45 protein-coding genes are annotated in these 23,658 nt (G+C 43.2%); all 45 read right to left on the bottom strand.

Annotation, left to right across the window (positions count from 1 at the left end):
* Nucleotides 1-33 precede the first annotated feature (33 nt).
* The 45 genes from UFB30_RS05435 to UFB30_RS05215 all read right to left on the bottom strand — a co-directional run bounded on the left by UFB30_RS05435 (nucleotide 34) and on the right by UFB30_RS05215 (nucleotide 23,636).
* A complete protein-coding gene (locus UFB30_RS05435; RefSeq protein ID WP_322420680.1) occupies nucleotides 34-516 on the bottom strand; it encodes a tail assembly chaperone in 483 nt (160 codons plus the stop codon).
* A 65-nt stretch (nucleotides 517-581) separates the two neighbouring features.
* Nucleotides 582-1,109 carry a phage major tail protein, TP901-1 family gene (locus UFB30_RS05430; RefSeq protein ID WP_322420679.1) on the bottom strand — a complete coding sequence of 176 codons (528 nt, stop codon included), beginning with the start codon at nucleotides 1,107-1,109 and terminating at the stop codon, nucleotides 582-584.
* Nucleotides 1,110-1,121: 12 nt separating this feature from the next.
* Entirely contained in the window at nucleotides 1,122-1,526 is a 405-nt protein-coding gene (locus UFB30_RS05425) for a DUF3168 domain-containing protein (protein WP_322420678.1), read from the bottom strand.
* 390 nt (nucleotides 1,527-1,916) lie between these two features.
* A complete protein-coding gene (locus tag UFB30_RS05420) occupies nucleotides 1,917-2,588 on the bottom strand; it encodes a hypothetical protein (protein WP_322420677.1) in 672 nt (223 codons plus the stop codon).
* Nucleotides 2,589-2,677: 89 nt separating this feature from the next.
* On the bottom strand, nucleotides 2,678-2,956 hold the full coding sequence (locus UFB30_RS05415; RefSeq protein WP_322420676.1) for a hypothetical protein: 279 nt from the start codon (nucleotides 2,954-2,956) through the stop codon (nucleotides 2,678-2,680).
* The gene (locus UFB30_RS05410) at nucleotides 2,949-3,284 is read right to left on the bottom strand and encodes a phage head closure protein (RefSeq protein WP_322420675.1); all 336 of its coding nucleotides are present in this window, start codon (nucleotides 3,282-3,284) and stop codon (nucleotides 2,949-2,951) included. The genes UFB30_RS05415 and UFB30_RS05410 overlap by 8 nt, the downstream gene beginning before the upstream one ends.
* A 5-nt stretch (nucleotides 3,285-3,289) precedes the next feature.
* On the bottom strand, nucleotides 3,290-3,577 hold the full coding sequence (locus UFB30_RS05405) for a nuclear transport factor 2-like family protein (protein ID WP_322420674.1): 288 nt from the start codon (nucleotides 3,575-3,577) through the stop codon (nucleotides 3,290-3,292).
* Between the two features lie 11 nt (nucleotides 3,578-3,588).
* Nucleotides 3,589-3,915: a phage head-tail connector protein gene (locus tag UFB30_RS05400; protein ID WP_322420673.1), complete on the bottom strand. Its 327-nt coding sequence runs from the start codon at nucleotides 3,913-3,915 to the stop codon at nucleotides 3,589-3,591.
* Nucleotides 3,916-3,919: 4 nt separating this feature from the next.
* Entirely contained in the window at nucleotides 3,920-4,204 is a 285-nt protein-coding gene (locus tag UFB30_RS05395) for a hypothetical protein (RefSeq protein ID WP_322420672.1), read from the bottom strand.
* 54 nt (nucleotides 4,205-4,258) lie between these two features.
* Nucleotides 4,259-5,281 (bottom strand): major capsid protein, encoded by a 1,023-nt coding sequence (locus UFB30_RS05390; protein WP_322420671.1) that lies wholly within the window; start codon nucleotides 5,279-5,281, stop codon nucleotides 4,259-4,261.
* Nucleotides 5,282-5,305: 24 nt separating this feature from the next.
* The gene (locus UFB30_RS05385) at nucleotides 5,306-5,620 is read right to left on the bottom strand and encodes a hypothetical protein (protein WP_322420670.1); all 315 of its coding nucleotides are present in this window, start codon (nucleotides 5,618-5,620) and stop codon (nucleotides 5,306-5,308) included.
* 17 nt (nucleotides 5,621-5,637) lie between these two features.
* Nucleotides 5,638-6,237 (bottom strand): DUF4355 domain-containing protein, encoded by a 600-nt coding sequence (locus tag UFB30_RS05380; protein ID WP_322420669.1) that lies wholly within the window; start codon nucleotides 6,235-6,237, stop codon nucleotides 5,638-5,640.
* 164 nt (nucleotides 6,238-6,401) lie between these two features.
* Entirely contained in the window at nucleotides 6,402-6,632 is a 231-nt protein-coding gene (locus tag UFB30_RS05375) for a hypothetical protein (protein WP_322420668.1), read from the bottom strand.
* Between the two features lie 48 nt (nucleotides 6,633-6,680).
* The gene (locus UFB30_RS05370) at nucleotides 6,681-6,875 is read right to left on the bottom strand and encodes a hypothetical protein (RefSeq protein ID WP_322420667.1); all 195 of its coding nucleotides are present in this window, start codon (nucleotides 6,873-6,875) and stop codon (nucleotides 6,681-6,683) included.
* A gap of 39 nt (nucleotides 6,876-6,914) precedes the next feature.
* Nucleotides 6,915-7,934 carry a phage minor head protein gene (locus UFB30_RS05365; RefSeq protein ID WP_322420666.1) on the bottom strand — a complete coding sequence of 340 codons (1,020 nt, stop codon included), beginning with the start codon at nucleotides 7,932-7,934 and terminating at the stop codon, nucleotides 6,915-6,917.
* Nucleotides 7,915-9,288, bottom strand: coding sequence for a phage portal protein (locus UFB30_RS05360; protein WP_322420665.1), 1,374 nt, complete (start codon nucleotides 9,286-9,288; stop codon nucleotides 7,915-7,917). The genes UFB30_RS05365 and UFB30_RS05360 overlap by 20 nt, the downstream gene beginning before the upstream one ends.
* Nucleotides 9,289-9,297: 9 nt before the next feature.
* Nucleotides 9,298-10,500, bottom strand: a complete 1,203-nt coding sequence (locus UFB30_RS05355; protein ID WP_322420664.1) for a PBSX family phage terminase large subunit — start codon at nucleotides 10,498-10,500, stop codon at nucleotides 9,298-9,300.
* Nucleotides 10,493-11,230, bottom strand: a complete 738-nt coding sequence (locus tag UFB30_RS05350; protein ID WP_322420663.1) for a hypothetical protein — start codon at nucleotides 11,228-11,230, stop codon at nucleotides 10,493-10,495. Before UFB30_RS05350 ends, UFB30_RS05355 begins: the two co-directional genes overlap by 8 nt.
* A 41-nt stretch (nucleotides 11,231-11,271) precedes the next feature.
* Entirely contained in the window at nucleotides 11,272-11,550 is a 279-nt protein-coding gene (locus UFB30_RS05345; RefSeq protein WP_322420662.1) for a hypothetical protein, read from the bottom strand.
* A 141-nt stretch (nucleotides 11,551-11,691) separates the two neighbouring features.
* Nucleotides 11,692-12,150 carry a DUF5662 family protein gene (locus tag UFB30_RS05340; protein WP_322420661.1) on the bottom strand — a complete coding sequence of 153 codons (459 nt, stop codon included), beginning with the start codon at nucleotides 12,148-12,150 and terminating at the stop codon, nucleotides 11,692-11,694.
* Between the two features lie 243 nt (nucleotides 12,151-12,393).
* A complete protein-coding gene (locus UFB30_RS05335; protein ID WP_322420660.1) occupies nucleotides 12,394-12,849 on the bottom strand; it encodes a helix-turn-helix transcriptional regulator in 456 nt (151 codons plus the stop codon).
* A gap of 237 nt (nucleotides 12,850-13,086) precedes the next feature.
* On the bottom strand, nucleotides 13,087-13,257 hold the full coding sequence (locus tag UFB30_RS05330) for an XtrA/YqaO family protein (protein WP_322420659.1): 171 nt from the start codon (nucleotides 13,255-13,257) through the stop codon (nucleotides 13,087-13,089).
* Nucleotides 13,258-13,267: 10 nt separating this feature from the next.
* Nucleotides 13,268-13,495 carry a hypothetical protein gene (locus tag UFB30_RS05325; protein ID WP_322420658.1) on the bottom strand — a complete coding sequence of 76 codons (228 nt, stop codon included), beginning with the start codon at nucleotides 13,493-13,495 and terminating at the stop codon, nucleotides 13,268-13,270.
* A complete protein-coding gene (locus tag UFB30_RS05320; RefSeq protein WP_322420657.1) occupies nucleotides 13,492-13,692 on the bottom strand; it encodes a hypothetical protein in 201 nt (66 codons plus the stop codon). The genes UFB30_RS05325 and UFB30_RS05320 overlap by 4 nt, the downstream gene beginning before the upstream one ends.
* 13 nt (nucleotides 13,693-13,705) lie before the next feature.
* A complete protein-coding gene (locus UFB30_RS05315) occupies nucleotides 13,706-14,020 on the bottom strand; it encodes a hypothetical protein (protein WP_322420656.1) in 315 nt (104 codons plus the stop codon).
* 4 nt (nucleotides 14,021-14,024) lie between these two features.
* The gene (locus tag UFB30_RS05310) at nucleotides 14,025-14,213 is read right to left on the bottom strand and encodes a hypothetical protein (RefSeq protein WP_322420655.1); all 189 of its coding nucleotides are present in this window, start codon (nucleotides 14,211-14,213) and stop codon (nucleotides 14,025-14,027) included.
* Between the two features lie 4 nt (nucleotides 14,214-14,217).
* On the bottom strand, nucleotides 14,218-14,685 hold the full coding sequence (locus UFB30_RS05305) for a DUF1064 domain-containing protein (protein WP_322420654.1): 468 nt from the start codon (nucleotides 14,683-14,685) through the stop codon (nucleotides 14,218-14,220).
* Nucleotides 14,682-14,840 (bottom strand): hypothetical protein, encoded by a 159-nt coding sequence (locus tag UFB30_RS05300; RefSeq protein WP_322420653.1) that lies wholly within the window; start codon nucleotides 14,838-14,840, stop codon nucleotides 14,682-14,684. Before UFB30_RS05300 ends, UFB30_RS05305 begins: the two co-directional genes overlap by 4 nt.
* Nucleotides 14,837-15,154 (bottom strand): hypothetical protein, encoded by a 318-nt coding sequence (locus UFB30_RS05295; RefSeq protein WP_322420652.1) that lies wholly within the window; start codon nucleotides 15,152-15,154, stop codon nucleotides 14,837-14,839. Before UFB30_RS05295 ends, UFB30_RS05300 begins: the two co-directional genes overlap by 4 nt.
* Nucleotides 15,155-15,164: 10 nt before the next feature.
* Nucleotides 15,165-16,073 carry a hypothetical protein gene (locus tag UFB30_RS05290; protein ID WP_322420651.1) on the bottom strand — a complete coding sequence of 303 codons (909 nt, stop codon included), beginning with the start codon at nucleotides 16,071-16,073 and terminating at the stop codon, nucleotides 15,165-15,167.
* A 56-nt stretch (nucleotides 16,074-16,129) separates the two neighbouring features.
* Nucleotides 16,130-16,426 (bottom strand): nucleoside triphosphate pyrophosphohydrolase family protein, encoded by a 297-nt coding sequence (locus tag UFB30_RS05285; RefSeq protein ID WP_322420650.1) that lies wholly within the window; start codon nucleotides 16,424-16,426, stop codon nucleotides 16,130-16,132.
* Entirely contained in the window at nucleotides 16,423-17,001 is a 579-nt protein-coding gene (locus UFB30_RS05280; protein ID WP_322420649.1) for a hypothetical protein, read from the bottom strand. Before UFB30_RS05280 ends, UFB30_RS05285 begins: the two co-directional genes overlap by 4 nt.
* Nucleotides 17,002-17,025: 24 nt before the next feature.
* Complete coding sequence (gene ssb / locus UFB30_RS05275) at nucleotides 17,026-17,478, bottom strand: single-stranded DNA-binding protein (RefSeq protein ID WP_322420648.1); 453 nt, start codon at nucleotides 17,476-17,478, stop codon at nucleotides 17,026-17,028.
* A 130-nt stretch (nucleotides 17,479-17,608) separates the two neighbouring features.
* Nucleotides 17,609-17,899: a hypothetical protein gene (locus UFB30_RS05270; RefSeq protein WP_322420647.1), complete on the bottom strand. Its 291-nt coding sequence runs from the start codon at nucleotides 17,897-17,899 to the stop codon at nucleotides 17,609-17,611.
* Nucleotides 17,900-17,977: 78 nt separating this feature from the next.
* Nucleotides 17,978-18,403, bottom strand: a complete 426-nt coding sequence (locus tag UFB30_RS05265; protein ID WP_322420646.1) for a hypothetical protein — start codon at nucleotides 18,401-18,403, stop codon at nucleotides 17,978-17,980.
* Nucleotides 18,404-19,294 (bottom strand): DnaD domain protein, encoded by an 891-nt coding sequence (locus UFB30_RS05260; RefSeq protein WP_322420645.1) that lies wholly within the window; start codon nucleotides 19,292-19,294, stop codon nucleotides 18,404-18,406. It lies immediately after the preceding gene.
* Nucleotides 19,295-19,337: 43 nt separating this feature from the next.
* Entirely contained in the window at nucleotides 19,338-19,694 is a 357-nt protein-coding gene (locus UFB30_RS05255; RefSeq protein ID WP_322420644.1) for a hypothetical protein, read from the bottom strand.
* Between the two features lie 38 nt (nucleotides 19,695-19,732).
* Entirely contained in the window at nucleotides 19,733-19,900 is a 168-nt protein-coding gene (locus UFB30_RS05250) for a hypothetical protein (protein ID WP_322420643.1), read from the bottom strand.
* The gene (locus tag UFB30_RS05245) at nucleotides 19,897-20,724 is read right to left on the bottom strand and encodes a recombinase RecT (protein ID WP_322420642.1); all 828 of its coding nucleotides are present in this window, start codon (nucleotides 20,722-20,724) and stop codon (nucleotides 19,897-19,899) included. Before UFB30_RS05245 ends, UFB30_RS05250 begins: the two co-directional genes overlap by 4 nt.
* A gap of 15 nt (nucleotides 20,725-20,739) precedes the next feature.
* Nucleotides 20,740-21,684 (bottom strand): YqaJ viral recombinase family nuclease, encoded by a 945-nt coding sequence (locus UFB30_RS05240; RefSeq protein WP_322420641.1) that lies wholly within the window; start codon nucleotides 21,682-21,684, stop codon nucleotides 20,740-20,742.
* A 1-nt stretch (nucleotide 21,685) separates the two neighbouring features.
* Entirely contained in the window at nucleotides 21,686-21,895 is a 210-nt protein-coding gene (locus tag UFB30_RS05235) for a hypothetical protein (protein ID WP_322420640.1), read from the bottom strand.
* A complete protein-coding gene (locus UFB30_RS05230) occupies nucleotides 21,892-22,320 on the bottom strand; it encodes a hypothetical protein (RefSeq protein WP_322420639.1) in 429 nt (142 codons plus the stop codon). Before UFB30_RS05230 ends, UFB30_RS05235 begins: the two co-directional genes overlap by 4 nt.
* Before the next feature lie 96 nt (nucleotides 22,321-22,416).
* The gene (locus tag UFB30_RS05225; RefSeq protein WP_322420638.1) at nucleotides 22,417-22,707 is read right to left on the bottom strand and encodes a hypothetical protein; all 291 of its coding nucleotides are present in this window, start codon (nucleotides 22,705-22,707) and stop codon (nucleotides 22,417-22,419) included.
* Between the two features lie 12 nt (nucleotides 22,708-22,719).
* Nucleotides 22,720-22,929, bottom strand: coding sequence for a YqaI family protein (locus UFB30_RS05220; protein WP_322420637.1), 210 nt, complete (start codon nucleotides 22,927-22,929; stop codon nucleotides 22,720-22,722).
* Between the two features lie 191 nt (nucleotides 22,930-23,120).
* Nucleotides 23,121-23,636 carry a hypothetical protein gene (locus UFB30_RS05215; protein WP_322420636.1) on the bottom strand — a complete coding sequence of 172 codons (516 nt, stop codon included), beginning with the start codon at nucleotides 23,634-23,636 and terminating at the stop codon, nucleotides 23,121-23,123.
* Nucleotides 23,637-23,658: the final 22 nt, after the last annotated feature.

Below are 23,658 nucleotides of genomic sequence, written 5' to 3'. Positions count from 1 at the left end.
AATGAGCTGCATCTACCATCAACTGATCATGGTCTATTCCGTCTGATCTTCGTGGTCCTGGACGTTGCCCTTCATTTCGTTTCGTGCTTGAATCATTCGATCGTACATCTGCTTGTGCTGTTCCTTCTCTTCGTCCGTATCTCCAGCGTTCTTCATGAGCTCTAAGTCTTTCCAGAAGTTCTGAGCTCGTTTCTTGAAAAAAGCCGCATCGTCAATCGCGTTATACGCATCTCTGAATACGCGGTCAGTGTCACCATCTTCTTCAATGACTTTTTCAAGCGCTGCTTCGATCTGATTAGTCGTGATTTTATCTTTCGAATGAGCAAGCGCGCATTCCCAGAAAGCCACAAGGTGCTTCGTAGAGATTTCAAGCAGATTCATATAAATGGTTCTGAAGCCGCCCATATCTTCACCGTCATCAGTCTTTTGTGAGTGTTTCGCATCTGCAAGTTTTTCAAAGGCAAAGCTCAGTTTCGCTTCGTATTCTCTTCCGTCAATGTTTAAGTATGCTGGCATGTCAATTCCTCCTGAGTTTTAAAATTAAGTATGAAAAAAGAGCAAGGTCTCCCTCGCTCTCGTGATTATTCTGCTGGCACTGCGTCCTGCTGATTAGGGAATTCCCCGGTTGTCTCGCCCGGCGTTTCAAAACCGTACTGAGCGAATTCAATAACTTCTGGCGGCAGTGGATCCAGCTCGCCTTTCTGCGACTTACCATAAACCTGCAGCGTCGAAGTTAGTTCTTCAAATCCATCAGTTGGTGATGATTTTTCAGTATTTTCAACAAGGCAATAAGCAAATAAGGCATCGTGTTTACCGTTTTCATTAAGTTCAGTGTTAATTTCCCACAGCTTAATTTGCTCTTCGTTGTCAAGCGCTTCCACAACAGCATTCTGCCCCGCGTCCGATGTCTCGTGATAAGCTGTAATGTCAAATGACTCTGAGCTGTTACCGTAAACAACAATGCGGCCGAACTTCGTCTGCTCTGACTGTAGTTCGTTTTCCTTCGAGTGAGAGTGCTCGGTAAGGTGTCCGAGAAGTGAACCAGCAGCGCCTTCAGCAGCGCTTGTGCGTTGAACCATGAGGATTGATTTTTTACCTGATTTCGGCATGTTGTTGCCTCCTTATTTTAGATAGAATTTTAATCTGATAATCCCGTGTCTTTTAACTCCGTCGATGTCATCAATGACGTCAAAAGAAGGATCATCCATTTTGACAATAGAAAAACCACCCGACAATTCGAGTGGTTGACCAAATAATGATTTAATGACTGCGTTGATAATGAGATATGACTCTCTATTTCCGTAAGCTGTTGACCATGTGTGGATGATCAGTGATAACTCTTCACCATAGGATGACTTATCAGCAAACGGCGCCTGACGTGGTTCTCCGATCTGAATATAAGGGAATGCGGTGTCAGATGGAACATAGTCATATACACCTAAAATTAAACTGTTCAGAGGCGCGTCAGTGTTTAACCGACCGAATAAAGCCTGCTGCAGTTCCCATATCGCTGTCTGTATTGCCATCTAATCACCCCAATCCTTTCATCCGTTTAGAGAAATGTCTGCGCCCGGCATCAATAGCAGGCTCCCAGAAGGGTTGAGCTTTCATTCCGTACGTTAAAACAAAACGGTTTAACTTCTCAGAGAAATACACCCACGGTATTTCCTCAGCTCTACTTCCTCCGGGTCCCTCTGCATGAACGCCTGTTCCGTAATTCACGTATCAAATTTGTTATCGCAGTGGCTTTTTATCCTCTGCTTCTTACTGTCGCCAGCAAGTTCGGCGTACATTTTCAACCAATAAAAAAGACAACCTGATTGGTTGTCGGGGACTCTTGCCGGGATTATATTTATTCACCCGGTACGCTCTACGGTGCTGAATAGCCTTTCGCGATCTATTCAGTTACCTCGGTGTTATCTTTTAACCGGATAAAACAACTCTGGGGGTCTCATTCCACTCCTATTATATCTTGAAGCCAATGTGCCATAGTTAATTCCCAGCTTTTTAGACCATTGCATCAAGTTCAACCTTTCTCCTTGAAATTCCACCCATACAGTCGTTCTCCTATTGTTAGCTTGTTCACTATGCTCTATCCAAGAACAATTTTCAGGGGTATAGTTTCCGTTAACGTCATTTCTCTCAATAGAGAGACCTTCTTTGTATCCGTTTTCGAGAGCCCAATTTTTAAAGACTTCATAGCTGTTTCTCCATTCTTCACAAACAGAAATACCTCTACCTCCGTAGTCCTCGAAACGCTTAGTTTTAGGATTATAACATCTTTGTTTCATTCTTATCCAAAGATAATGTAAATGCGAACCGGAATCTTTGTGTTTGTGGTTTTTCACAACATTCAATGCAGCTTTTTCGTCTCTTAAACACCCACATGATTTGGTTGAGCTTTGCAAACTGTCGCTGCGTAAAGTCTTCTTATTACCACATTCACATATTACATCCCAATAAGTTTTCCTGCCTACACGCTTCTCGGATAGCCCTAAAACCGTCAACCTTCCGAATTTTTTCCCCGTTAAATCTTTCAAACTTTCCCCTTTTATAAATTGTCCTTTTTCATTGCGTTTCTCAGCCATATAATACCACCCCTTTGTGATATTATACCCTGTTCCGCAATCAATAAACAAGTTTACAAATAAAGACTTTCACCGATTTTCCCCGATTCTTAAACATTCATTGTTACCAATGAAGGCGGCATACGTTTTACCGCATAATGTGCTGTTATTTCCACCTTTCCACTTAAACCATCTGCAGATATCTCAAATGTTGTTGATTGCTTCAGGTTACCGTCATCTTCCTGCATAAGTGAAATAACTTGGTTATAAATTATTTCGGTTGTTTCAACTACAATTTTCTTAACCTCGTCAATGATGTCATCACCATACTGCCTGAGAGCTCTTTCAAGCAATCGATTTCCGACTGATACCTGTGCTCTCCTAGCCACCAGCCTTCACCAACCTCAGAGGCACCTTCATGATCTCATTCTGACCGCCCTGATCCATCGGCTTACTCACAAGCTCATACGTTTCACCCTCGCATACGACACGCATATTCGGCGTAATGTCGGTTCTGTAAGGGTAGTAGAGATTGCGGTCAAATGGATGCTGCAGCTGATGAGCTTCGTAGATTTCTTTTGACGTTGGAGTGTCTAAAAATCCATAAAAGTCATCTGTATCAACGTTCACCCAACCGCCCGGAATATAACCGCCACCGCCGTCTGAAACAGGCTCTGTATGCACTTGAAAGATGACTTCATGTGGAAATTCTTCCAAATCAATCACCCCTTAATCAGTTGGATCAGATCCTTTTTGGTGGCATCATCTGAATATTGAACGCCCTTTTCTTTTAGATAAGCAGTTAACATCTCATTTTTCACACGTCTGAGCGCGGCAGGTGTTTGCCGTGAATAATCAGTACTTTCCTCTGCCTCAGATTCAGCCTGTATGACCTCTTTTTCAGACGGTTTATCACCGACTGACTTATACCCCTGATCTTTGTAAATCTCTTGATACGCACGATCTGTGACCCTCAGGCGCTGTCCTTTTGGACCGACAATGTTGATCATCGTTCACCCTCCTATCTTTGTCTGACAAACTTCAGCTTTCGATAAGGTCTGAGATACATTTTCAAGCTATCCGGAAACTCTAAATCATACGAATATGACACTGTTCCCATCGACCTTGACGATAAACCAGCCTTTGTCATGTTGTGTTCGCAGGCTTTTGCAATAAAGATTTTGACGCCGCCGGGGTACTTTGTTTCTCCGTTTGGCAGCTTGTCAAATTCGTTATTGCAATATTCTTTAATCCAATCTTCAAGAGCCGGCACCATGAACGCTAAAAACTCATCATGTTTACCGTTAGAGAAAGCAGGTAGTGTTTTAATTTCATCCAGAAGAGGCATAAGATCACTCTCCTACGATCAGATTGATAAAGTCCTCTTTCTTATCAGATGATTTATACTCGATGCCTTCCTTATCCAAGAAAGCCTTGAGCTTATCGTTACTCACCTTTTCAAGCTGTTCAGCAGTTAAGCCGTAGTAATCCGCCTCTTCATCATTAGACGACGTTGCAGATTCAGACTTTGCGAATAGGTTTTCATTAAAGTGCTTATCAGCGATATCAAGGCTTGCTTTCGGTTCGTATCTTTCGCCGTTATATACAACAGCTGTATCTTTTACTGTGACTTTCATATGCGTAACCTCCAATAAAGTAGGGCCGCATAAAAGCGACCCTCAGATTTTTTATTATGCGATTGGCTGAGCCTGGAACACTTCATCAGCAGCAGGGAATGAAGGAAGCGCAGTAGCTACTGCCTTTGTCCATGTGCTTACTGGATCAACGTTCTCTTCATAAACCATAGCCAGGACGTTGCCGACCATGTTTACATCAATTGAAGGATCACGAACAAGGCGGATTTCTTCAGCAGTCGGACCGTAAATTGTTTCACCCATCGTACCTTCACCGAACATAACAAACTTGTTGTTAGGGAAGTAACGGTGCTGCGTGTACGTTCCGTTTGCTGCTTGCTTGCGGAATACGTGGTCATATACAGCAACCTGAGGCAGTTCCTGTTGAACAAGGAATGCGTTGAAATCAGCACGTGTTGGAATTCTTCCAGAACCTGAACCAAAGATTGCAGCAACCACTTTTGGGTGACGCAGAAGCGCATTCAGTACGGTTTTAGAAGTAAGTGCACGAGTTGCTGACCCATTAAGAACAGAAGCCCAACGCTCTAAATCGGCGATTGGATCAGATGATTCATCAGTCCATGCTGAAGTACCAGCAAGCGCCTCTTTATTTTCGGCAGGCACGCCGTAATTAATAACAGCACTCAGTCCGTTCTCTTCGAGCGTAACCGTACCTGAAGAAAGAGCTTCCATACGCATCTGCTCAACGCGAGATTTAACACCGGCAACAAGTCTGTCAACATCATTGAATACCTGTGACATCAGATATTGCTGCTCGGCATCGTTACGTGGATTTTCAAGCGCGATGATCTCCTTTTCTTTCAGTTGAATCTTACGCTTAATCAGCGCAAGCTCAAGTGCCTGTTTAGTTGCTTCGCGGCTGCCGATCTCTGCCTCTGTATCAAAAGCATGAACGCTTGCAGTGACCGGAATCATGCTGCCTCCTTTGATCTGATCAAATTCAAGGCTCTGGCGTTTTACCTCAGGGAAGAGTGTTTCACCAAGCAGTGCAGGGAATTGACGGTTTTGAAGGTAAGTAAGAACCTCTCTTTGATTGAATAATTCTAAAACGTTTGGCATGTGATCGTCTCCTTTTTTATCGAATTATCGGTATTTGATTTCAGTCATTGCTGTTTTTGCTTCTGCTGTTGGTGCTGCTGGCAGGCGTGCTTCAATTACATAACCTTCGACCATTACTGAACCCGGCTGAGGACCTTCAGTAACATCTACATCATGGAATAGGATTCCTTTTGCTGTTGCGTCGTTCGCAGGATATACAGTTCCAGCAGGAACCACTTTGCGGCCGTGTTCATTAGCGGTTACGCCTGAATCGCTCACCTCTTCTGTGAATGCGATGAATTTAGCGCTTGCCAGAAAGTTAATGTCTTCTGTTTTACCGTAATTTTTTACGTATGGCATGATTTATTTCTCCTCTCTTAATCCCATAGTCCAGCTGATGCTGGCTTGCTTTGCTCATTGGCTGACTTAGCGAAATTTGAACCAACACTGTTATCCTCATTCGGATCGCCTGAAGGAATCTTTCGGCCGCCCTTCTGGAATCGTTCATCAACAGCTTTTTGAAGGTCTGCTGAATACGTTTCTTCCAAGCGCTTCAGATTCGCAAGCGTGGTTTCTTCATCACTTGTTACAAATAGGTCGAGGAAACCAGTAGGCAATCCTTTTGTTGAAGCTTCTTTCATCGCTGAAGACATCAGCTTTTCACGCTTCGCTTCATTCTTCTGGTCTTCAAGCTCTTTTCTCAGGTTCTCAAGCTCGATTTGTTCCGGCGTTTTGTCCGGATTGCGCTTCTTCACTTCTTCCTCAATGAGCTTGTCCAGGTTCTTATCCTTCCAGGTGTTTAAACCCTTCGTGAAATTGCTGTCCAAGCGAGGTTGAAGTAATTTGCGTCCTGCATCTGTATCCAAGAATCCTTCCACTCCTTCAACCGTAGGCGTTGAAAGTTCTCCTAAATAAGCAGATACCTCTGAATCGTTTCTATTGGCTTCTAGCCATGCTCTCACTTCTTCTAAATTCATTGTTTGTTCCTCCTTGTGCCCTCCACAGTACGAGCCTGAGAGTGCAAAATAAATAAGCCTTTTACGCTGTGCTTAAAGCGACTATTTAACGCATAGCTGCGAGATGTGGATCACCTTACCTTCCTCGGATTTGACTTAGCGAGTATTGCAAATGATCCACCTCCTTAATCCTTTAGCTCATCTAACGCCATGACCTTACCAGCTTCAAGCAGTCCGATCATTGTTAAAAGGCTGATTTCAGACCATCCAGTACCAATCACACCATCAGTGCCCTTAGAAACAAAAACAACCTCTTCAACTTCGCCACGATCAATGGCTTCTAAAAGGTTTTTAATCACTTCTTTTGGTGTGATCTTGCCTTCTTTCTTTAAGCGATATTCGTTTAACTCGTTCAAAGTGACCACTCCTTTGACCATATAAAAAAGCACTCAATTTGTGAGTGCTTAACCGTGATGGATGTATTTGCTTATTAAAGTGGTTTTATCTGTGTCAAACACTTTCTCTACTACCCATCTCACATTACGTTGCTCTTGGGCTATCTTGATAGCTTCCTCTTTATTCTCAGCCAGAACTACTGCATCGTCGATTTCATCATAGTCAAAATCATCCTCATGAACTACTAAAACGTAAATTTTCATTTCAATCACCTCGAAATAATTTTACTACACATGAAAATATTATGATGCTTTCGGCTGTCTTTCCTTCCACTTCTCAAACGGCTCGTAATCCATAACCTTTGATGGTGGCAAAATCTCCTTCTGCGCCTGCTTGAGAGCCTTCTTATATGTCAGTGACTCATCACCCATATACTTTTCAATGCGATCGGCAAGCTTCTGCTGGTAAATAGGATCAGCGTAATTGCGACCTCTGCGCACTTCAGGAATCATGCCATTAACAAGTCTGAGCTTCACGCAGCGACACTGAATATCCATCGAAGCAACATTCCACTGATGCGGACCTTTTGCTTTTAGCTTCATGTAATGGAAATAACCTTCTTTATCTGTTTTTTGACCATCGAGTATGCGGTGAGACTTTCTGACTCTAAAGTCCAACGCACTCATCCATAGCCCTGTGATCTCAACAAACTTTGCAGCCTGTTCCTCCGCCTTCTCACCTGAGAGGGAACGAACACGGCCAGACTCAGTACGAGCAACCAGCCGAGCCTTGTTTTTCGAGAAGCCCACTGTTTTCTCAAGCCTTTTAGCGATCTGAGAATATCCCTCGCCAGCCTGGATGCCTTGTGCAATCTCAATATTCACATTTCGCACTATTTCATTCCGGTGCTGCTGCATGACAGCTGATAAGGTCAGTTCAGCGATTGGATTGAGCAATACACTTTTGATCATCTCGACTGAAGGAACCGTAAAGCCCATCTCTGAGCCTGCAAAGTTTTCTAACAGGTACGCTGTTCTCAAATACCCTTCAACATACTGATATTCAAGGGATTTTTGAAGCTCACGAATGATCATTCTGTAATCACCGGTTAGCTCTTTAGCGATATTCGCCATTTCTTTTCCGAACCGGTCATACTTGTTCACCTCAGTCCATCCGAGCTCTCCATCCTTCTCATACTTCCTGTACATTTCAGAAACTTGAAACTGAATGCTTCTGAGTCGTTTGTTGAATACCTTCTCGAGATCGTCCTCTGATTGCTTCAGGAGTTTATCCAGGAGCTCCTCAATCTGTAACTGGTTCATCCTCTTCATCCTCCTCTAAATCCGGCAATCGCTCACCGAACCTCTGAAGGTCGTTCTCCATTTCCTGAATCTCATAATCAACATCATCAACAAAGGTTAGCAATGATAGGCGTGTGCGTTCGCTAATGTTGCCTTTAAGCTGAGCAGTTGATTGCGCTTCATCCAAAAGCATCGGTGGCAGATTGCGCTTAAAACCGAACCACACCTTCAAATAATCCTCTTTCGCAAATCCTCTACGCTTCGCCCATGCGCTAAATAGCACCTTAAACTGATATCTGAGTGCTGCTGAGAACTTTCTTTCCATCGTGATGCATTTATTTTCAAGTGCGATTAGCTTGTATCTGGCTCCTGGACCTGTGATCGTTCCGCCGAATGACTCATCTGAGAAATTAACCGACTTGGCAAATCTAAGAATATTCTCTTCCAGTCGATCAAGGTGATTCTCGATCATCTGATCGTTGATATCCTTTGTCAGATACCTTGCGTCATCATCCTTCTCGAACATCTCTAAAATTCCGGATTCCTTCATTTCAGCTAAGGTATCTTCATCAGCTCCGATACCTTTAAGGATCAGGTAAGCCAGGCGATACTGCTCAATCTCATTCGATTCATCAGACATTGTTCTATCATACGCGTCAATGAGCGCCAGCACCTTCTCAGCGTCAGCTTTCATCTCTTTATTGTTGGCAATGCCGAATAAAGGGTTATGCTCGAATAGATGATCTTCTATTTCAACCAGGTCATACGTATTGCCGCCTCTTTTTGAGAACAGATATACATATGAATCATCATAAAATTCAGCGTAGGTTTGTCCATTGAGTGTGTAATATCTGATAGAGTAATCAGGCTCATGGATCTCTTCACCTATAAAGATCGTTTCCCACGGCTCGATGTTCTTAATTCTTTCGAATCCGTCAGTGTCGATATAAACAAGCCTTGCAGAGTAACCGCAGATCGCAGCCATCTTTCCGCATTCAGAATCAGCATCAGCAACACTGTTTCGCAGAATAAACTCTTCTAACACTGTTTTTAACGACTGATTCTCTTTATCTGCTTCATAACTGATCGGATGACCGAACATATAACCAACCTTGGTATCAACGATATCTGCATCAAACGAGTTATTCAGGCGGTTATTAACCTTGTCATCTAATCGTTTAACTGCATTCGACTTACCAAATCCATCATAAGCAGCTGCAGATCGTTTGAATATCTTCGGCCCGTTTTCATCTGCTTTATAGCGTTGGTATAAATTCTTCATACGATCGCGCTCTGTGCTGTGAGCTGATATGATTTCCTGAATCAATTCTTCGTTAATACCATTTTCATCAATTTGCTTCTTGAATTTTAACAATGAACTCACCTACCTCGTTTTACGTCGTTTTGGTTTTAATTCTGTATATATGGCATAACGAACAGCATCGAGTACGTCATCCCAAAGTTTCACTGGCTCGCCAGTCTTTTCATTCCATACATACAGGTTGATTTCTTCGTTGAAGCGCTCAACCCGATCTTTCACCACTTTTAATTTCTGCAGCTTAAAGAGCCTGGCCACTTCTTCAATACCAGAAACAACAGCTTTATCTGCGTTTCTTGCTTTAATTCGCTCTCGTCTGAATCTGACAACGTGCTCAGGTCTTGCTGTATCGCAATAGAAGTTAATATTGCCGTAACGCTCTTTGACACCATTAGCAACCTCAACCCAATAGTCAATCTCTTCATGCTGCTTGGCGTGCTCCTCTAAAAGGTAAATGTCCTCTTTATCATCTATACCGAGAACAACAATTGAACCATGGTGTTCATAACCCCAGTCAACGCCAGCAAAATATTTAACGAAATTCTTCGTTTCTGCTTCTTCAGATGTAATGTAATGAACGTGCTGGTTAAAATCTTTGTAAATAACACCTTCAGCAGCTACCCATTGACCGTGAATATCTCGATCTGTAAACATGCCTGATGGCGTGCTGGCTACAATCGACTCAACGTACTCCGGATCCAGTTGATCATTGTCAAACAGTGAGAAGTGAAATGCTTTTATGTTCAACTTTCCATTCTTCAGTCGCTGGCCGTCTTTATCAATGTAATCCGTTTTAACCGTATGAGCTGGATTCTCAGGGTTAGTATCAAGAAATGTCGCTGCACCTGGATATGAGCAACGTGAGATGACTTCTTTCACAAACATGTTGTGAAGTGCCGTTCCCTCATTGAGCAGTGCGCCTGCTGATGTAAAACCACGCGCTTTCTTCCAGGCGTCTGCATTGGATCCATCGAAGCAATATACTTTATTGCCGAATATACGAATGGCGTTCGTTTTATCCAGCTTCAGCTCTTTGCCAAGTATCGCTTCCATATCATCAAGCACGTTACGTCTGATTGATGCCTGAGTCGCACCGCCGATGATGAATGAGAGCCCTTGATTCTCATACTTGGCAATGTGCATCAAAAAAAGCAAGATGAATACGAACGTCTTTCCAGCACGTTTCGCTCCACTTGCTACAAGTATTTTAGGTGATTCTTCTATATAACAGTTCCAGACCTCCTGCTGCTTTTTGGTCAGGTTACTCATCCTTAACACCTGCCATCTTACGCAGCATTTTAGCCACTTCGCTTTCCTGACTGCCTTCTCCATCTGAATCCAATTTAGATATTACTGCGCGGTTCTTATCAATAGAGGTTTGCATCTGCTCAAGCTTCAGCTTTCGCTCATCTTCATCGTGCGCCATATCAACGAAGTGTTTAACCAAATTGCGATATTCAGCCATTGCTCTTGCTTGCGCCTTGATATATGACTCGTATTGCTCGAAAGCATATACGACCTTATAAGCAGTTGAATCTCCACCTTCTCCACTTGACACCATTGATTCTTCATTCAATGTTTGGTCAGCGTATTCGACCCACATGACCTTTTGCAACTGGATGATAGCAGAGAACTTAATCTCTATCTGAATCCACAACTGATCAGCGATTGAAAACTCTTCAAAGTCCTCCATAATCTCTTTTTGAGAGGCTGAAAAATACTTTGATCTCAATCCGTGCTTCCTAGCAGCAGTGTTCCGTTTGGCAAACTGGTTATTCGGATTAGGGTTTCCACTTCGATTCTTCTGTTTCTTCTTAGTTGCATCTTTATTCTTTGTGGATGCAACCTTACCTCTTTTGGTTGCATCCTTTTTACCTCCCCAACCTTCACGGCTTTTACGACTCTTTAATGTGCCAATCTTAATATCATGCTTATCAGCGAGAGCCTGTAATGTAATGCCGCCAGCTTCATATTCTTTTCTGATTTCTTCCCAGTCCATCACATCACGCCCTCATCTCCCATCATGAATTTATGTACTGCTCAACTAATCGTTATATCATTCTCATCCACGCACACCTGAAGCCACTCAAGCAATGAATTGAATAGCTCACTGTCATCTAATCCAACAAGCAGACCATCAGCAGGAGAATGCCCAAACGTCACGATGTTCTTTCCACCCTCTTCGCCGGTGATAACATAAATATCAGTTTCTAAACCTTCACCATCAATCTTATAGCGAGCTTTAAAATCATTATCGAGTACCAGCGTCTGATCTAATTCCCACAATCGCTTATTATCTCTAACTGCCATTAAATCCACCGCATTCACTCCTTTACTTCAGCTTCCCGGTAAAACACCTGCTATAAGGACAAACCCTCTTACTCGTACCTGCTTTCGTCATCCATACACAAGTCTTGCAGTTGGCTTCATATTGTTTGTCTGTGATTTTCATGTAATCACCTATTCAAAAATCTTTACTGAGTTTTTAAATATTTGAGCGAGATCATTTGAATATCCGAATCTCTTCTGATTAATTTCAATAGACTTATTGAGATTACCATCAGCATGACGTAATGTTGCTGCTTTCCAGTCGCAAAACATTTCAATGATGTCCAGCAAATCCATTCCTTTAATGCCGTCCTCATAATGTTCTGGATGATGACTGTTACTCTCATAATGATGTTGTAAAGCTACCTGCATACCTGCGAGGTTTTCCTTATATTCATCAGAACCATAAGTGCTTTCGCGTAATTTGGGTGTATATTCAGTAAACACTTCCAGTTCAGGACTTTTAAGCTTAGAAAGATCATGCACCCTGCCTCTTTCTGTAAGATCAACGATCACTCTGCTTAATTGTTTTCTAACCTCGTGAATATGCTGTGTGGTATCTCTAATGCAATCTTCTTCTGTGTATCTCATCATTTCACCTCATTTGGGCATAATAAAAAGAGGCAGCTTAAACCGCCTCTCAACTTCGACCCAAGTAGACCTGGATCTATCAACTCATATAGAGTTTTTCCTTAAACCATCGGCCAGTCGAATCTGTAAGAGTATTATTCTCTGTTCACGATATGACCAGCGTCAATTAGATCTGTTCAGATCTTAGGTTTCTCGTATCCGTTCAACGCATTGATATGTGCGCTTCACTTCAGACCGTCCGACCTACCCACATTTTACAGATGTTTTTTCGCCCTTGTCGACGTTGGGGGAATTGTGGGAATCGTGGTGTTCTGATATTGCTTTAATAATCCTCTTGCGGCACCATCTGACTTCATCCTTGCTCAGATCAAGCCTGATGGCTATCTCCATGTAGCTCTTACCTAACAGCAGATAATGTAGCACCGCCTGATCTTTAGGATTATCAATCTCTTCTACCGCCTGCTGAATATACAGCACCTTCTCCTCTAACTGACGAGTGAACTTATTCTGCTTCTCCCTGCGCGTCACCTCGTTGAACACCGGGTCGCTATGTTGGCCTTGTCCTGAAGGTAAAGACGATTCAATCCCACCTTTAGCAACCAGTCCTGCACTGGTGATCATCATATTGCGTTTATCAGCCAATGTAGCAACCATCCAGTGGTAATCTTTCAGTGTATTTGCAATCTGCTCTTTATTCATCAACAATTCCCCCTTAAAATGAGAAAAGGAGCCAAAAGCAAAGAGCGCCTCTCTCACAAGGTCTTTGCTTCAAGCTCCTCAGTTTTTCTGATGGAGTTATTTAGTTTTTGGGTTCTTACTTTTTGTAATAGTACTTTGCTTTGCAGTGATCCAATTCTGCAACTCGACAAAGGTTTTCAAAAGTACAATTTATGCATAATTTGTTTAGTTTTTTCTTAATCCTTTTGTTCAATTACCTCACCGCCCCTTAAACTTCATACTCACATTACTCTCAATCCTGTCCACCTTACCCTGATGCGTGATGATCGTCGTCTTGCTGTGCGGCTCAAGTGGATAAACCTCCTGTTTGCCATCGCTGCACACAATCACGTAAGGAATCCCCTTTTCCACAAGCTCTTTTTCAGTCATGCTGACACCCCTAACGCCTTTTTACTTTCAGTTTTACCTCAACAACCTCATAATCTGGTCCGCACCTGCGATCTATCAGATCATCTTCAGCTTTAGATTCATAAGCGTATAAGCAAGGAGGTTGCCAGCCGTATGTTAATTGAGTCCATGGCTCAGTTCTGTAATCAGTTCCTGTCAAAAACATCCCTGTGCGCTTATTAATGATTGCGTATGTTCCTGGCTTTTCATTTAGCTTCATTCGTGATCCCCCTTGAGACCATCCATCATCTTTCGTTTGCGAGCCTCTGTATCTTTCATATGCTGATATTCGTATTTAGTCATGACTTCACGAAATGCTACCATCTTGAAGAATTCAGCCTTATCACTGGTCACAAGTCCATTAGAAGCATCTTTGACAGCTTTTAAATACGCTTCGTACAATTCTTCAACAGTCATTTCCTCACCCCCATCAAATAATCTTTCTCACCTGATGCCTCGGCTTATTCTCGATCACCTGACTTTTAAGCCTGGTATCTGTATCGACTGACCATGTGCGGCGGATCTGGTTATCTTGCTCGATCTGCTTATTCGTTTCAACTATGCCCTCAAGCATCTGCACAAATGAACTAACAATTTCATGAACAGCTTCAGCAAAACTTGCCACGAAATCCGTGATCCATTCTTCAATTCTCCTAATCTGCAGATAAACATAATCAACATTAGTGATCACTTCAAGAGTATCTGATCTGTATATCGTTCCTGACTGCCCGATTACTGGTTGCATTAAATCACCTCTTATAATCCAAGAATTTAACTAACTCAGCCTGCGTTTTCTTCGTAGGTATGACCGTTTCTGTTGCTGATCTGATCAACATTGATACAGCATCAAGCCTCTCCTGTTCCATTGCCACCAGATGCACAATACCGTCAATCTCCATTGTTATATTGATCTGAGCTTTACTGATGTTCTTCTCCATCTCATCACTTCCTCACAAACTGATTATTCTTTTTCTCAACAACGATCAGCTCGACACCCTTTAACACTTCAAACAGCTTCTTTCTCAGTGGGAACCCTTCATTCACTGGTCCGCCCTTCACATCAATGTATTCGGTGTAGCCATCCTGGTAAGTAACTTTGAAGTCTGCTGTGTAAACTGAGCCTGCTTTCTGTCTGCTGCCTTTACCCTTGCACTGAGCGCATTTATTAAGATTCAGTGTTCTATTATTGAGTATTCGTCCGGCACCTTTACACTTTTTACACTCAACCTCGTAAGCTGGCAATATATTAAACTTAGGGTGACATTCAATATCCAACACATCCGGATCACGCTTCAACTGCTTGTAATAAGCTGCTTCAGTTGCTGAGTCAAACTCAATGCCGTCTATCTCAACCTTATGCGAGATCCACTGGCGCTGCTGGCGTTTTTGTCGTGGTCTTTTGCCTTTCATCGTTTCACCCTCTTAATGAGCTTATCAATCTCTTCTTTAGACGTTTTATAGCATTCATCAAAACCATCATCATACCCATTGGCATAACCCATAACGTACCCAATCACAGCGCCACTTAGCACTGAGACAGAGACCATTATTGCATCCATAATCATTTGGTTGCCTCTTTATATTCTGGCAGCACTTCTTTAAGTGATCCGATGATGTAAGGAACCGGATAAGGCGTTGATCTGATATGAGTGTCAATATCCCTTAAAGCTTCCTCGTACTTCTCTGACTGGACTTGAAAGTAATGCGCTCTCCCTTGTTGCTCAACTGCATATTTCACGTTTGTTGATTTCGTTGATCTCAGAACCTTCAATTCTTCTTTCATCTCAGCATTCTGTTCCGTCGCAATTTTGTGAAAGTGCTTCAGCGAATCATAATCAGCTTTTAATTCCTGGTATCGTGAATTCTTATGACGTTTCATCTAACCCCTCCTACAAAATAGCTTTCAACAATCCTTTAGCATGCTTCAACTGCTCAGTAACCAACACCAATTCAGCAGCCTGATCATTCGCTCTGAAACGCTCGTTTTCAAGAGTTCTATCTGTCTCTTGAGCTAAATGATTCAGACGGTGGTTCTCTTCCTCTAACTGCTCAATTTTGGATTTCAATCGTTTATTATCTTCGTCAACTTCCTTGTACTTCGATTGTGTGACCCAGCCCTCTGAGTAATCTACCTTTTGATTCAGCTTTACTTCTAACTCAGCGATCTTTTCATCTTTCGCCTTCATCCGCGCTTCCATCTGCTTTAATGGTGCATCATGCGAAACTGATTCATCTTTTACCACTTTTAACGGCATTGTTTTCTCCTTTACTGGTGCCGGAATGGAGGCAACTGATTTCTCCTGCACCTTTTTCTTTCGTGGGGCAGATGGCAGGTTGTTGTATGACTTAAAGTTATAAATCTGCTGCGGCTTTAAGCCTTTTCGTTCAGCCATTTCATTGATCGAGAGCCCTTCATCTATAAAACTCATGTATTCATCAGTGGTTAGATTGATTGTCGGCATTTCTTCATCTCCCCTTACACTTATATTGTTGTTATTCAATATGTCCCTTATAACGACATCACCCATTTTCAATATCTTTTTCAGACTCTTTATGTCATAACTCTTATTGACCAGGTATTTCATTTCACTGACCGACATGTCCCTGCCTTTAGAGACAATTTTATCTATCTTTGGATTAATCAGCAGTTGCTTGCCGATCTGCTGCAACTCAGCCTGGACAGGACACTTGCTGCATATCGGGTTATTTGGTGATGATGCCGGTGGTACCAGTTCACAAGTAGCACATATATCATGCAAATCCTCTGTGCGGTGGATCAGCTGCAGTTTGGATGTCATAACACTTCCCTCCTTTTTGATCCGATAAATCGGACCATGACCCGATACTGAGCTGATTAAAGTTCCTGGTTAATCGGATCATTCATTTTCGCTTTATTCTGAGCCTCTTCTTTCAATTGTTCTGCAATGGCTGCCGCAACAGCCGATATTTGCACTGCCTCTGTATAGCTGTTATCAGCATCTGAAGATTTGCCCCAGTGATTATCTCTTTGGATTGCCTGCGCTAACTCTCCAACTTCTTCAACCAGAATGACTAACCATGTAGCCATATCATGTCTCTGAACGCCCCATTTTTGATCTTGACGCTCTCTTTCAATGCAGACATCTTGTAAGACTGATAGTTTCAAACTCATGCTTCCAGTACCCCTCTCGCATTAATCTCAGCTTGCTTTGCCTCTTTCTCTGTATCAAAACGCCCGATCTCAATCTTCCTGCGCCCGACGCATGTATAAGCCGGGTAATTTCCTTTCAGTGGATTCTTATACACTTTCGGCTGCTCTTTCAGCTCTTCTTTATATAGCTCAAGCAACACTTTTCTCAGCGCGTCATTCTCCATCTGCAGCGCTTCATTTTTACGTCTCTCACGCTCAATGTCTGTCCAGAGCTTGTCAGCCTCATGTATAGCTGCCTCTTCAATTCTCAGCGCTTCTTTAAACAGGCTGATGATGTCATGCTGATGAATTTCAAGTTTCTGAGTAAGCTCCGACTTCTTCACATCTGATCGAGTTTTAACCATCTTGACCCGGTACATCACGCACTGATCATTCTCCTCAAACTTGAAACGCTTCTTCTGGGCCGAGCTAAAACGTTTTGGCGCTGAAAACTCTCTGACGATCTCACCCTGTTGTTCAAACCCTCTGTCTTTAAGATCCTGGACTGCCTGCAATAGCTCTTCTTCTCTGATTCTCGAGATAACTGTTGTTAGCATCGATCTTCCACCTTTCTGAATTCTCTAAAATGGCAAATCATCATCACTGATATCAATCGGCTGACCATCATTAGCAAACGGATCCTTCAATGCATCTGGTTGCTTATTTTCCTGCGGCTTCTGCTCTTTCTGTTGGTCCTGCTGTTCCTGACCACTACCTTTAGGCTCCATGAACTGAACCGACTCAGCATTTACTTCAGTCACATATACACGCTTGCCTTCCTGATTCTCATAACTCCGCGTCTGTAATCTGCCATCTACACCTGCCAGACTACCTTTCTTCAAGAAGTTGGCTGCATTCTCTGCTGGGCGGCGCCATACAACGCAATTGATGAAGTCAGCCTCTTGATCACCCGTCTGATTCTTAAACGGTCTGTTGACTGCGAGCGTGAAAGTCGCTACTGCAACGCCTGATGGTGTATAGCGCAAGTCCGGATCTTTAGTCAGCCTGCCTACCAAAACAACTCTATTTAACATCTTTTATCCTCCAAGTCGTATGTCTTAAATCCACAATGCCTGCATGTTTTCCATGACCAGTGATAATCAACTGTCTTTTCCTCTTTTGTGACCAGGTAGTCATGACCGTCTATGCTGCATCTGCGCCTTTTCATTTGGATTCAACCTCTTCGATCTCGACCTCTACGAATTCGAAGTTTTTCATCATGTGTGTGTAACCGGCATTCAACACAGCATCTGTGCCGAACATCGAAAGCATTCCTTTTTCGTATTCTTTCATGCTCTCAATTTCCTTATATTTATCAGGGAAGATAGTAGCTTCATTAAGGTCTTGTGTAAGAAAGTCATTCTCTCCACCGTCCTCATCACAGAAGTAAAAAACGCCTTCCATGCCATCTTCTTTGGACTCTTCCTTCAACTTCAAAACCCACGCATCCCTCATCACTTACACCCCTCAAAAATAATATAATCAGCACCCTCAACCTTGCTGTTAAACACCTCAATCGTCACCAGCTTCTCTTTATCCACTGACTTTCTGCGCTTGACCCTCACATATCGCTTCATGGCGCTTCCCCCTTTCGATCTCCCTGGTCGCTTTGCGATAGTACACCTTCTCTATTGCTTTTAATCTCTCAAGCTCGCTCAAGCAATCTTCATGCTCGCAAACCCAGCGCTTGCGGTTGCCTCTTGTGTATCTATAAATCCATGATCCGCACACTTCGCATTCAGCCATGTCCTCATCGTTCTTCGCGCGCCCGGCTTCGTACATCTTTACAAACATGTCAAACCCTACCTGCGGCATTTTCAGCGCTTCTCTGACTCTGCTTCGGGCAACCCCTTGATCGAGCAGGTGAAACATCTGTCCGGTCGTCATATCCTGGCCGAGATTAAGAATCTTCATGTTTTCTTTCATTTTTCTACGCTGCGTAATAGATAAGTTCGCCATTTAACTGCCTCCTGTTCTTTCTGCCCTCTGGCGCTTATATGCTTCCATCTGAATGATCTCTTCCTGCGTCATCTCGGGTTCTTCATCCGGCTTATTAAACCACTCGGGCACAAGTTCCTTGCGCTGCGGCTTCTTGCTGTAACCCTTGTACTGCGGTTTCTGCTGCTTGCTTTGCTGAATCTCATTTTCATGCTTCCTTGTAAATGCTCTTGCCTGCTCAACTGTCAGCACATTTGCGTTGCGCCATTTCAGCAAGACGCCTTTAGCGAATCGCCATTGAGCCTGTGCGACAACAGCCACTTTAATCGCCGCACATACAAGCCCATCCCCATCACCGCCAGTCTGGTCGATCTCATCTATCTCGTGACCAACTTCCTCGATTAGCAATGGCGGCATCATGCCCCAGTTCTCTTCAAATACTCTAAAGGCGTTTTTAGGATTCTCAGGCTCTCTCTCCGGTTCCTGCACTGGCTCCTGCATCTGCTCAGGCTCACTTTCTTCCAACGGCTCAAGCGTAAACTCAAGATCATCCTCAATCGGTTCGTCTATATTATCGAGATCCAGCACTGTGACGATGGAGAACAGCCTCTGATGACTGTCCAGCTTAATGAATCCCTTCTCCTCCAACTGCTTCACCTTGCGCCATATTCGCTGTGCATCTGACCTTGAAGCATCTTCACCCTCTATATGTCTTGCGAGTGAAGGAGCGCCTGTGATGACCTGTTCAGGCTCCAATACGATCGTTCCATTCTTTAGCCTGGCTGTTTGTGCATAGTGCTTCTTTTCTTTCAAAAAGTAAGTATAGATTCTGAAGGAGAGGGAATCCGACCACAGCTCCTTCAGTGCTCTTGAATAAAGTTTGACGAAATGTTCTTTGCTGGCGGATCCCACTGGATTGCTCCTTTCTAGTGACGTTCAATGTTCGGAATGTGCTTTACGGTAAGTCGATATAAACCGTAATGACTTTTTCCCACTGTACTTCTTTTGCTTTTATCTCAGCTTGTTCTTGTAGGTATGTGTCAGACCAGGATGGATTTAATACTTCCAACTGATTGAAAAACATTTCTTCAACCTCTTCTTCATCAATAGATCGGAAATAAATTCTTTCTTCACTATGGAAAACCTCATCAATTTTCGCAGAACCCCACGACCCCATCCATGAAGTGAAATCATCACTGGCACATACATCTGTAGCGATCATTGGAACGATTTCTAATTCTGGATTTTCCTTTATAAGCGTTAAGAGGTTTTCAATATTTGATTGCTGTTTTGTAGTCTTTGTTAAGTTCATTTTGCATCCTCCTTTAGTTCGCATAATGTGTCAAAACCTCAATACTCATCTGCCAGCCAAACCCTCTTAAACAACCTCTGAAAGTCCGTTTTCGGCACCGGGATCAGTACGCCATCCTCTGACTGCTTGATAAACACGTTTTCGCCTTTTGCGGCGACTAATCTGACTGTTTTTGATGAGTTGACGTGTTTGTATTTTCCGATCACGATTCTTTCACTTCCTCAGCAGAAGAAATCTCCGGCTGATCATCGAATACAGTGTAATCAGTCGCATCAATCACGTTGCTCATATCCTCATTGATCTCAGTCTTGATGGTACTGTCAGCTTCAACTGACTTCTGCAGTTCAATTGACTTAGGAGCATACTTCAGAACCTCTTTCAGCACTGTTTTCTTTGCCATAGCGTCATAGTTTGTTTTCCATGGACTTGTCCAACCTTTTTGAACTGCCATAGAGAACTTCTTAGCGTGCTGATCCACTCGTTCTCTCGTCCAGTACACAAAGTCATAACCGCCGTTCTTTAAGTGATAGACTGCATAATATCCAATCGGCTCACCGTCAGGATCAGGCGCCGGCACATGAACCAAGTCTTTATTCAATCCATATTGGAAGTTGAATTCATCGTTTGGATAAACCTCATGAGCATAGATCGCCTTAAACTGTCCTGAGCGTGTCGCCAGATCGATAAGGCCTTTATAAGAAAGTTGAAATTGCACTTGATTTCCGTAAGGGATCAGGTATGCCTGCCCTAGCCCGGTGTTCGGCTCGATACCCAACTGAGCTGACTGCATTAATGCTGCAAGAAAACTTTTCTGATCACATTCAAGCAGTTTAGGTGTGGTTCTGACGGCTGTTAATGCGATTCGAGCCATACGGTCTGCATCCATATGCTTCGGCAGCGCTCTTTGAATCTCTGGTGACATAACCTTTAGAGTGTGATTAAGCATCTGCTCAGGTGATAGCTGTTTTTTCGCTACACCCTGCTGCTGTTTGTTTGCCAGTTCGTTTTTCAATGAATCGTTTGTCGCCATAATAAATGCCCCCTGTTAGTTGACGCTGAAGCGCCTTGAATTTGATTCCTTCGTGTACTGCTGATAAATGTCCGGTCTTTCTGCTTTCAGCTTCTTAGAGTCTACTGTCTTGCGCGCTACTGACTTCCAGCTGACTTTATGACTGAATGTATGCGCCTCTTCGTAATCACCCAGAAGTGACTTGATTTGATTCTCATAATGCTTCACATTTTCTGCTGCCTTTCTGGCATCTCCTTTGGCATCGAGATACGTTTCAATCAGCTTATCTTTCTCGGCCGACCAGTTGATCTGCTCACCATTTGAATCAGGATGCATTTTACTAAGTAACTTTTCGCTTGCCTCTGATCCATCGAATTCAGGCGCTACACCTGCCTGCACATGATTGATCCAGAAGTCTTTAACCTGCTGCCTGATGATCTCGATCAGCTCATCATCTCGGTCAACCATTTTGTATCTGAATTTATTGCCGCCAATCAGAACGGCGAATGCACCCCATTTATAACCTGTGACGTACAAGTACCACTGCAACTGCACAAGATAGCTTGATGGGATTTCATCATCTTCCCACTGGTTACGGACATACTCTGATGCTGTTTTGACTTCCAGCACGCCCGGTCCACGTTCATCTACTGCATTGATCAGCCGGTCCACGTTCGCAAGTGCCCACGGTTCATCTGGATGCTGCAGCACTGCATTTTTCTTTCGGATCTTATATCCGGTCTTTTTCGCGAACTGTTCAGCAACGACTGACTCAAGAATGTTGCCCCATTCAACTGCTTCATTATCGACTTCCTCTGAATACTCACCGATCTTTTCAAAGTAGACCTGAATCGGTGATTTCCATTTGTTGATTCCGAGGATGGCACCTACATCTGATCCGCCGATCCCCTTTTTACGTTGTTGCAGCCATTCTTCCCGAGTCATATCGTTAGTTGATTCCACTACCTGAAGCTGTCTCATGTTATGCCTCCTTCAGTAATTTAAGTGGTGCTGATCTCTGCATCTCCCACTCAGTCCGGCTCGTCTGATACTCCTCAAGCACCTGCTCATATGCTGCCGATCCACCGAGTGACTTTTCATGATCCTTCAGCCATTCGTAAAGGAAGTGGATCGTATCGCTGTCATCTTGGTGCGGCTGATAGATGGCTTGTCCTTTGTATGTGAAGTTCATTTTGTCGCCTCCAGTAGATTTTGATTTTGAAATACATTTCCTACTACATACAAATCGTTTCCTACCTCTACATCGAACTCTTCAAAATTCCTATCTAAAGGACTTTTACTGTTACCGTGTAAGAATTTGAGGAAAAACATTGCATAATTTTCATCAAAATCTACTCTGTAAAAATCTCCTGCGAAAACGTCGTATAAAATGTCATTGACATGGATTTCTAAAGATCCGCCTGTCTTAGAATCATCTGGACTTGAATCCTTCAATCCTGTATACATATCCCTTGAAAGTATCTCGTAATCGGCATGGAAAGCAGGAGATAGGATATACAACCCACCTTGCTCGATCTGATAAAGTGAATAATGTTTGATCTCGATGTTGCCTGATGCTTTATGGCGTGTTACATATCTGAATTTAATCGGTTCCAAGAATAACGCCTCCTTGTATTTTCCGGCGCTGCTATGTATAATTGAATTAGCGATATAGCAACGCCAGACCGTTTCAGTGCCCTCTGTACGGTCTTTTTATTTGTCTTCTGATTCACACTTCTCAACTAAATTCTCCAGTTCCTCAATACGCTGTTGCAACTCTTCATTTTTATCTGACAAACCAGCGATTGTGCTGTCTTTACTTTCGATAGTGTCTTTGTCGATCAACTCAAGACCATAAAATTTCAAATCCACGTAAACCTTGTTTGATGAAAATGCTGGATATGATATTTCAAACTCGTCAGCGTCGTCAGTGCCTATGCTGAAATCAATATAGGCTTCTTGCTTGTATTCCAATAACTCAATAATCAGCTCTTTAACTGTCATCCCATTCGCCCCCTAAAGTGTCTTAAAACTAAATCCCTTATGATCCTCTAAAAACCGTTCCAGATTGTCGATGTGAATCGTCTCATTGCCGATCTCCGCAATATCATCACCTGGGAACAGCTCAGTTCCGTAGAAATCAAAACCCTGTGATTCTTCACTGTCCAGATACTCAACCGGATAACCGTGTCTCTCGATCTCTTCGATCATTGGATGATCTCTCATTGTTCTGTGCCCCCCTTATTTGCTTGAATACTTCCACCAACTGATTTACGTGTATACTTACTTGACCGTTTACTGTCTGCCCTGGCTGACTAATCATGATGCGTTTGCTATCTAACGCAACCAGTGATGTATCACCGAATAACTCATCCTTGTATTGCTCTCGGATGTTATATCCTCTGTTGACCTGCACGTTATCCCTCCTTGTAATAACCCCGAGCAATCAACTTGCGCTCGTTATCCTTATACGCCTTGACCACATCCAGCTTCGATGATTCAGCCAGTACTGCGATCAGCTTACCTGCTGCATACTGTGCATCTATCGCCTGATCTGCGACTCTCTGAAGGTCCTCATACTGCCAGTTCTCAATGCTTTCAAGTGGTTGCGCAAAGTTGAAGCTGTTTAATGATTCAATCGCTTCCTGCATTTCTCTGACTGCAATCTCTTTCCATGCTGATGGATGCAAGATCGCTTTCCTGCCGTCTGGCTTCTTTGGCCCGAATCCTGTGTACTCTCTTGCGATATTGAAGTGGAACCACGGATCACGCGCCTTTTCTGAAATCATTCTGCTAATGTCAGCTGGCATTTCTGTTCTGTTATTTTCGTATTGAGATAAGCTCTCTCTTGAGATCGGAAGCTCCAATTCAAGCACCATTTGTTGTTGAGATCGGTTGCCCCGTTCCGTTCTCAGCACGCTACCAATTGTCATTTTTCAACGCCCTCTTTCTACC

This window comes from Jeotgalibacillus haloalkalitolerans (assembly GCF_034427455.1).
Classification (GTDB): domain Bacteria; phylum Bacillota; class Bacilli; order Bacillales; family Jeotgalibacillaceae; genus Jeotgalibacillus; species Jeotgalibacillus haloalkalitolerans.
This window is presented reverse-complemented; position numbering and strand designations above follow the sequence as displayed.

Bases quoted from the DNA above. Each gene is read 5' to 3' on its own strand.
- UFB30_RS05435 (WP_322420680.1), bottom strand. From the start codon at position 516: ATGCCAGCATACTTAAACATTGACGGAAGAGAATACGAAGCGAAACTG.
- UFB30_RS05430 (WP_322420679.1), bottom strand. From the start codon at position 1,109: ATGCCGAAATCAGGTAAAAAATCAATCCTCATGGTTCAACGCACAAGC.
- UFB30_RS05425 (WP_322420678.1), bottom strand. From the start codon at position 1,526: ATGGCAATACAGACAGCGATATGGGAACTGCAGCAGGCTTTATTCGGT.
- UFB30_RS05420 (WP_322420677.1), bottom strand. From the start codon at position 2,588: ATGGCTGAGAAACGCAATGAAAAAGGACAATTTATAAAAGGGGAAAGT.
- UFB30_RS05405 (WP_322420674.1), bottom strand. From the start codon at position 3,577: ATGATCAACATTGTCGGTCCAAAAGGACAGCGCCTGAGGGTCACAGAT.
- UFB30_RS05400 (WP_322420673.1), bottom strand. From the start codon at position 3,915: ATGCCTCTTCTGGATGAAATTAAAACACTACCTGCTTTCTCTAACGGT.
- UFB30_RS05395 (WP_322420672.1), bottom strand. From the start codon at position 4,204: ATGAAAGTCACAGTAAAAGATACAGCTGTTGTATATAACGGCGAAAGA.
- UFB30_RS05390 (WP_322420671.1), bottom strand. From the start codon at position 5,281: ATGCCAAACGTTTTAGAATTATTCAATCAAAGAGAGGTTCTTACTTAC.
- UFB30_RS05385 (WP_322420670.1), bottom strand. From the start codon at position 5,620: ATGCCATACGTAAAAAATTACGGTAAAACAGAAGACATTAACTTTCTG.
- UFB30_RS05380 (WP_322420669.1), bottom strand. From the start codon at position 6,237: ATGAATTTAGAAGAAGTGAGAGCATGGCTAGAAGCCAATAGAAACGAT.
- UFB30_RS05370 (WP_322420667.1), bottom strand. From the start codon at position 6,875: ATGAAAATTTACGTTTTAGTAGTTCATGAGGATGATTTTGACTATGAT.
- UFB30_RS05365 (WP_322420666.1), bottom strand. From the start codon at position 7,934: ATGAACCAGTTACAGATTGAGGAGCTCCTGGATAAACTCCTGAAGCAA.
- UFB30_RS05355 (WP_322420664.1), bottom strand. From the start codon at position 10,500: ATGAGTAACCTGACCAAAAAGCAGCAGGAGGTCTGGAACTGTTATATA.
- UFB30_RS05350 (WP_322420663.1), bottom strand. From the start codon at position 11,230: ATGGACTGGGAAGAAATCAGAAAAGAATATGAAGCTGGCGGCATTACA.
- UFB30_RS05340 (WP_322420661.1), bottom strand. From the start codon at position 12,150: ATGAGATACACAGAAGAAGATTGCATTAGAGATACCACACAGCATATT.
- UFB30_RS05335 (WP_322420660.1), bottom strand. From the start codon at position 12,849: ATGAATAAAGAGCAGATTGCAAATACACTGAAAGATTACCACTGGATG.
- UFB30_RS05330 (WP_322420659.1), bottom strand. From the start codon at position 13,257: ATGACTGAAAAAGAGCTTGTGGAAAAGGGGATTCCTTACGTGATTGTG.
- UFB30_RS05325 (WP_322420658.1), bottom strand. From the start codon at position 13,495: ATGAAGCTAAATGAAAAGCCAGGAACATACGCAATCATTAATAAGCGC.
- UFB30_RS05320 (WP_322420657.1), bottom strand. From the start codon at position 13,692: ATGACTGTTGAAGAATTGTACGAAGCGTATTTAAAAGCTGTCAAAGAT.
- UFB30_RS05315 (WP_322420656.1), bottom strand. From the start codon at position 14,020: ATGCAACCAGTAATCGGGCAGTCAGGAACGATATACAGATCAGATACT.
- UFB30_RS05310 (WP_322420655.1), bottom strand. From the start codon at position 14,213: ATGGAGAAGAACATCAGTAAAGCTCAGATCAATATAACAATGGAGATT.
- UFB30_RS05305 (WP_322420654.1), bottom strand. From the start codon at position 14,685: ATGAAAGGCAAAAGACCACGACAAAAACGCCAGCAGCGCCAGTGGATC.
- UFB30_RS05300 (WP_322420653.1), bottom strand. From the start codon at position 14,840: ATGATTATGGATGCAATAATGGTCTCTGTCTCAGTGCTAAGTGGCGCT.
- UFB30_RS05295 (WP_322420652.1), bottom strand. From the start codon at position 15,154: ATGAAACGTCATAAGAATTCACGATACCAGGAATTAAAAGCTGATTAT.
- UFB30_RS05290 (WP_322420651.1), bottom strand. From the start codon at position 16,073: ATGACATCCAAACTGCAGCTGATCCACCGCACAGAGGATTTGCATGAT.
- UFB30_RS05285 (WP_322420650.1), bottom strand. From the start codon at position 16,426: ATGAGTTTGAAACTATCAGTCTTACAAGATGTCTGCATTGAAAGAGAG.
- UFB30_RS05280 (WP_322420649.1), bottom strand. From the start codon at position 17,001: ATGCTAACAACAGTTATCTCGAGAATCAGAGAAGAAGAGCTATTGCAG.
- ssb (WP_322420648.1), bottom strand. From the start codon at position 17,478: ATGTTAAATAGAGTTGTTTTGGTAGGCAGGCTGACTAAAGATCCGGAC.
- UFB30_RS05270 (WP_322420647.1), bottom strand. From the start codon at position 17,899: ATGAGGGATGCGTGGGTTTTGAAGTTGAAGGAAGAGTCCAAAGAAGAT.
- UFB30_RS05265 (WP_322420646.1), bottom strand. From the start codon at position 18,403: ATGGCGAACTTATCTATTACGCAGCGTAGAAAAATGAAAGAAAACATG.
- UFB30_RS05255 (WP_322420644.1), bottom strand. From the start codon at position 19,694: ATGAACTTAACAAAGACTACAAAACAGCAATCAAATATTGAAAACCTC.
- UFB30_RS05245 (WP_322420642.1), bottom strand. From the start codon at position 20,724: ATGGCGACAAACGATTCATTGAAAAACGAACTGGCAAACAAACAGCAG.
- UFB30_RS05240 (WP_322420641.1), bottom strand. From the start codon at position 21,684: ATGAGACAGCTTCAGGTAGTGGAATCAACTAACGATATGACTCGGGAA.
- UFB30_RS05235 (WP_322420640.1), bottom strand. From the start codon at position 21,895: ATGAACTTCACATACAAAGGACAAGCCATCTATCAGCCGCACCAAGAT.
- UFB30_RS05225 (WP_322420638.1), bottom strand. From the start codon at position 22,707: ATGACAGTTAAAGAGCTGATTATTGAGTTATTGGAATACAAGCAAGAA.
- UFB30_RS05220 (WP_322420637.1), bottom strand. From the start codon at position 22,929: ATGAGAGATCATCCAATGATCGAAGAGATCGAGAGACACGGTTATCCG.
- UFB30_RS05215 (WP_322420636.1), bottom strand. From the start codon at position 23,636: ATGACAATTGGTAGCGTGCTGAGAACGGAACGGGGCAACCGATCTCAA.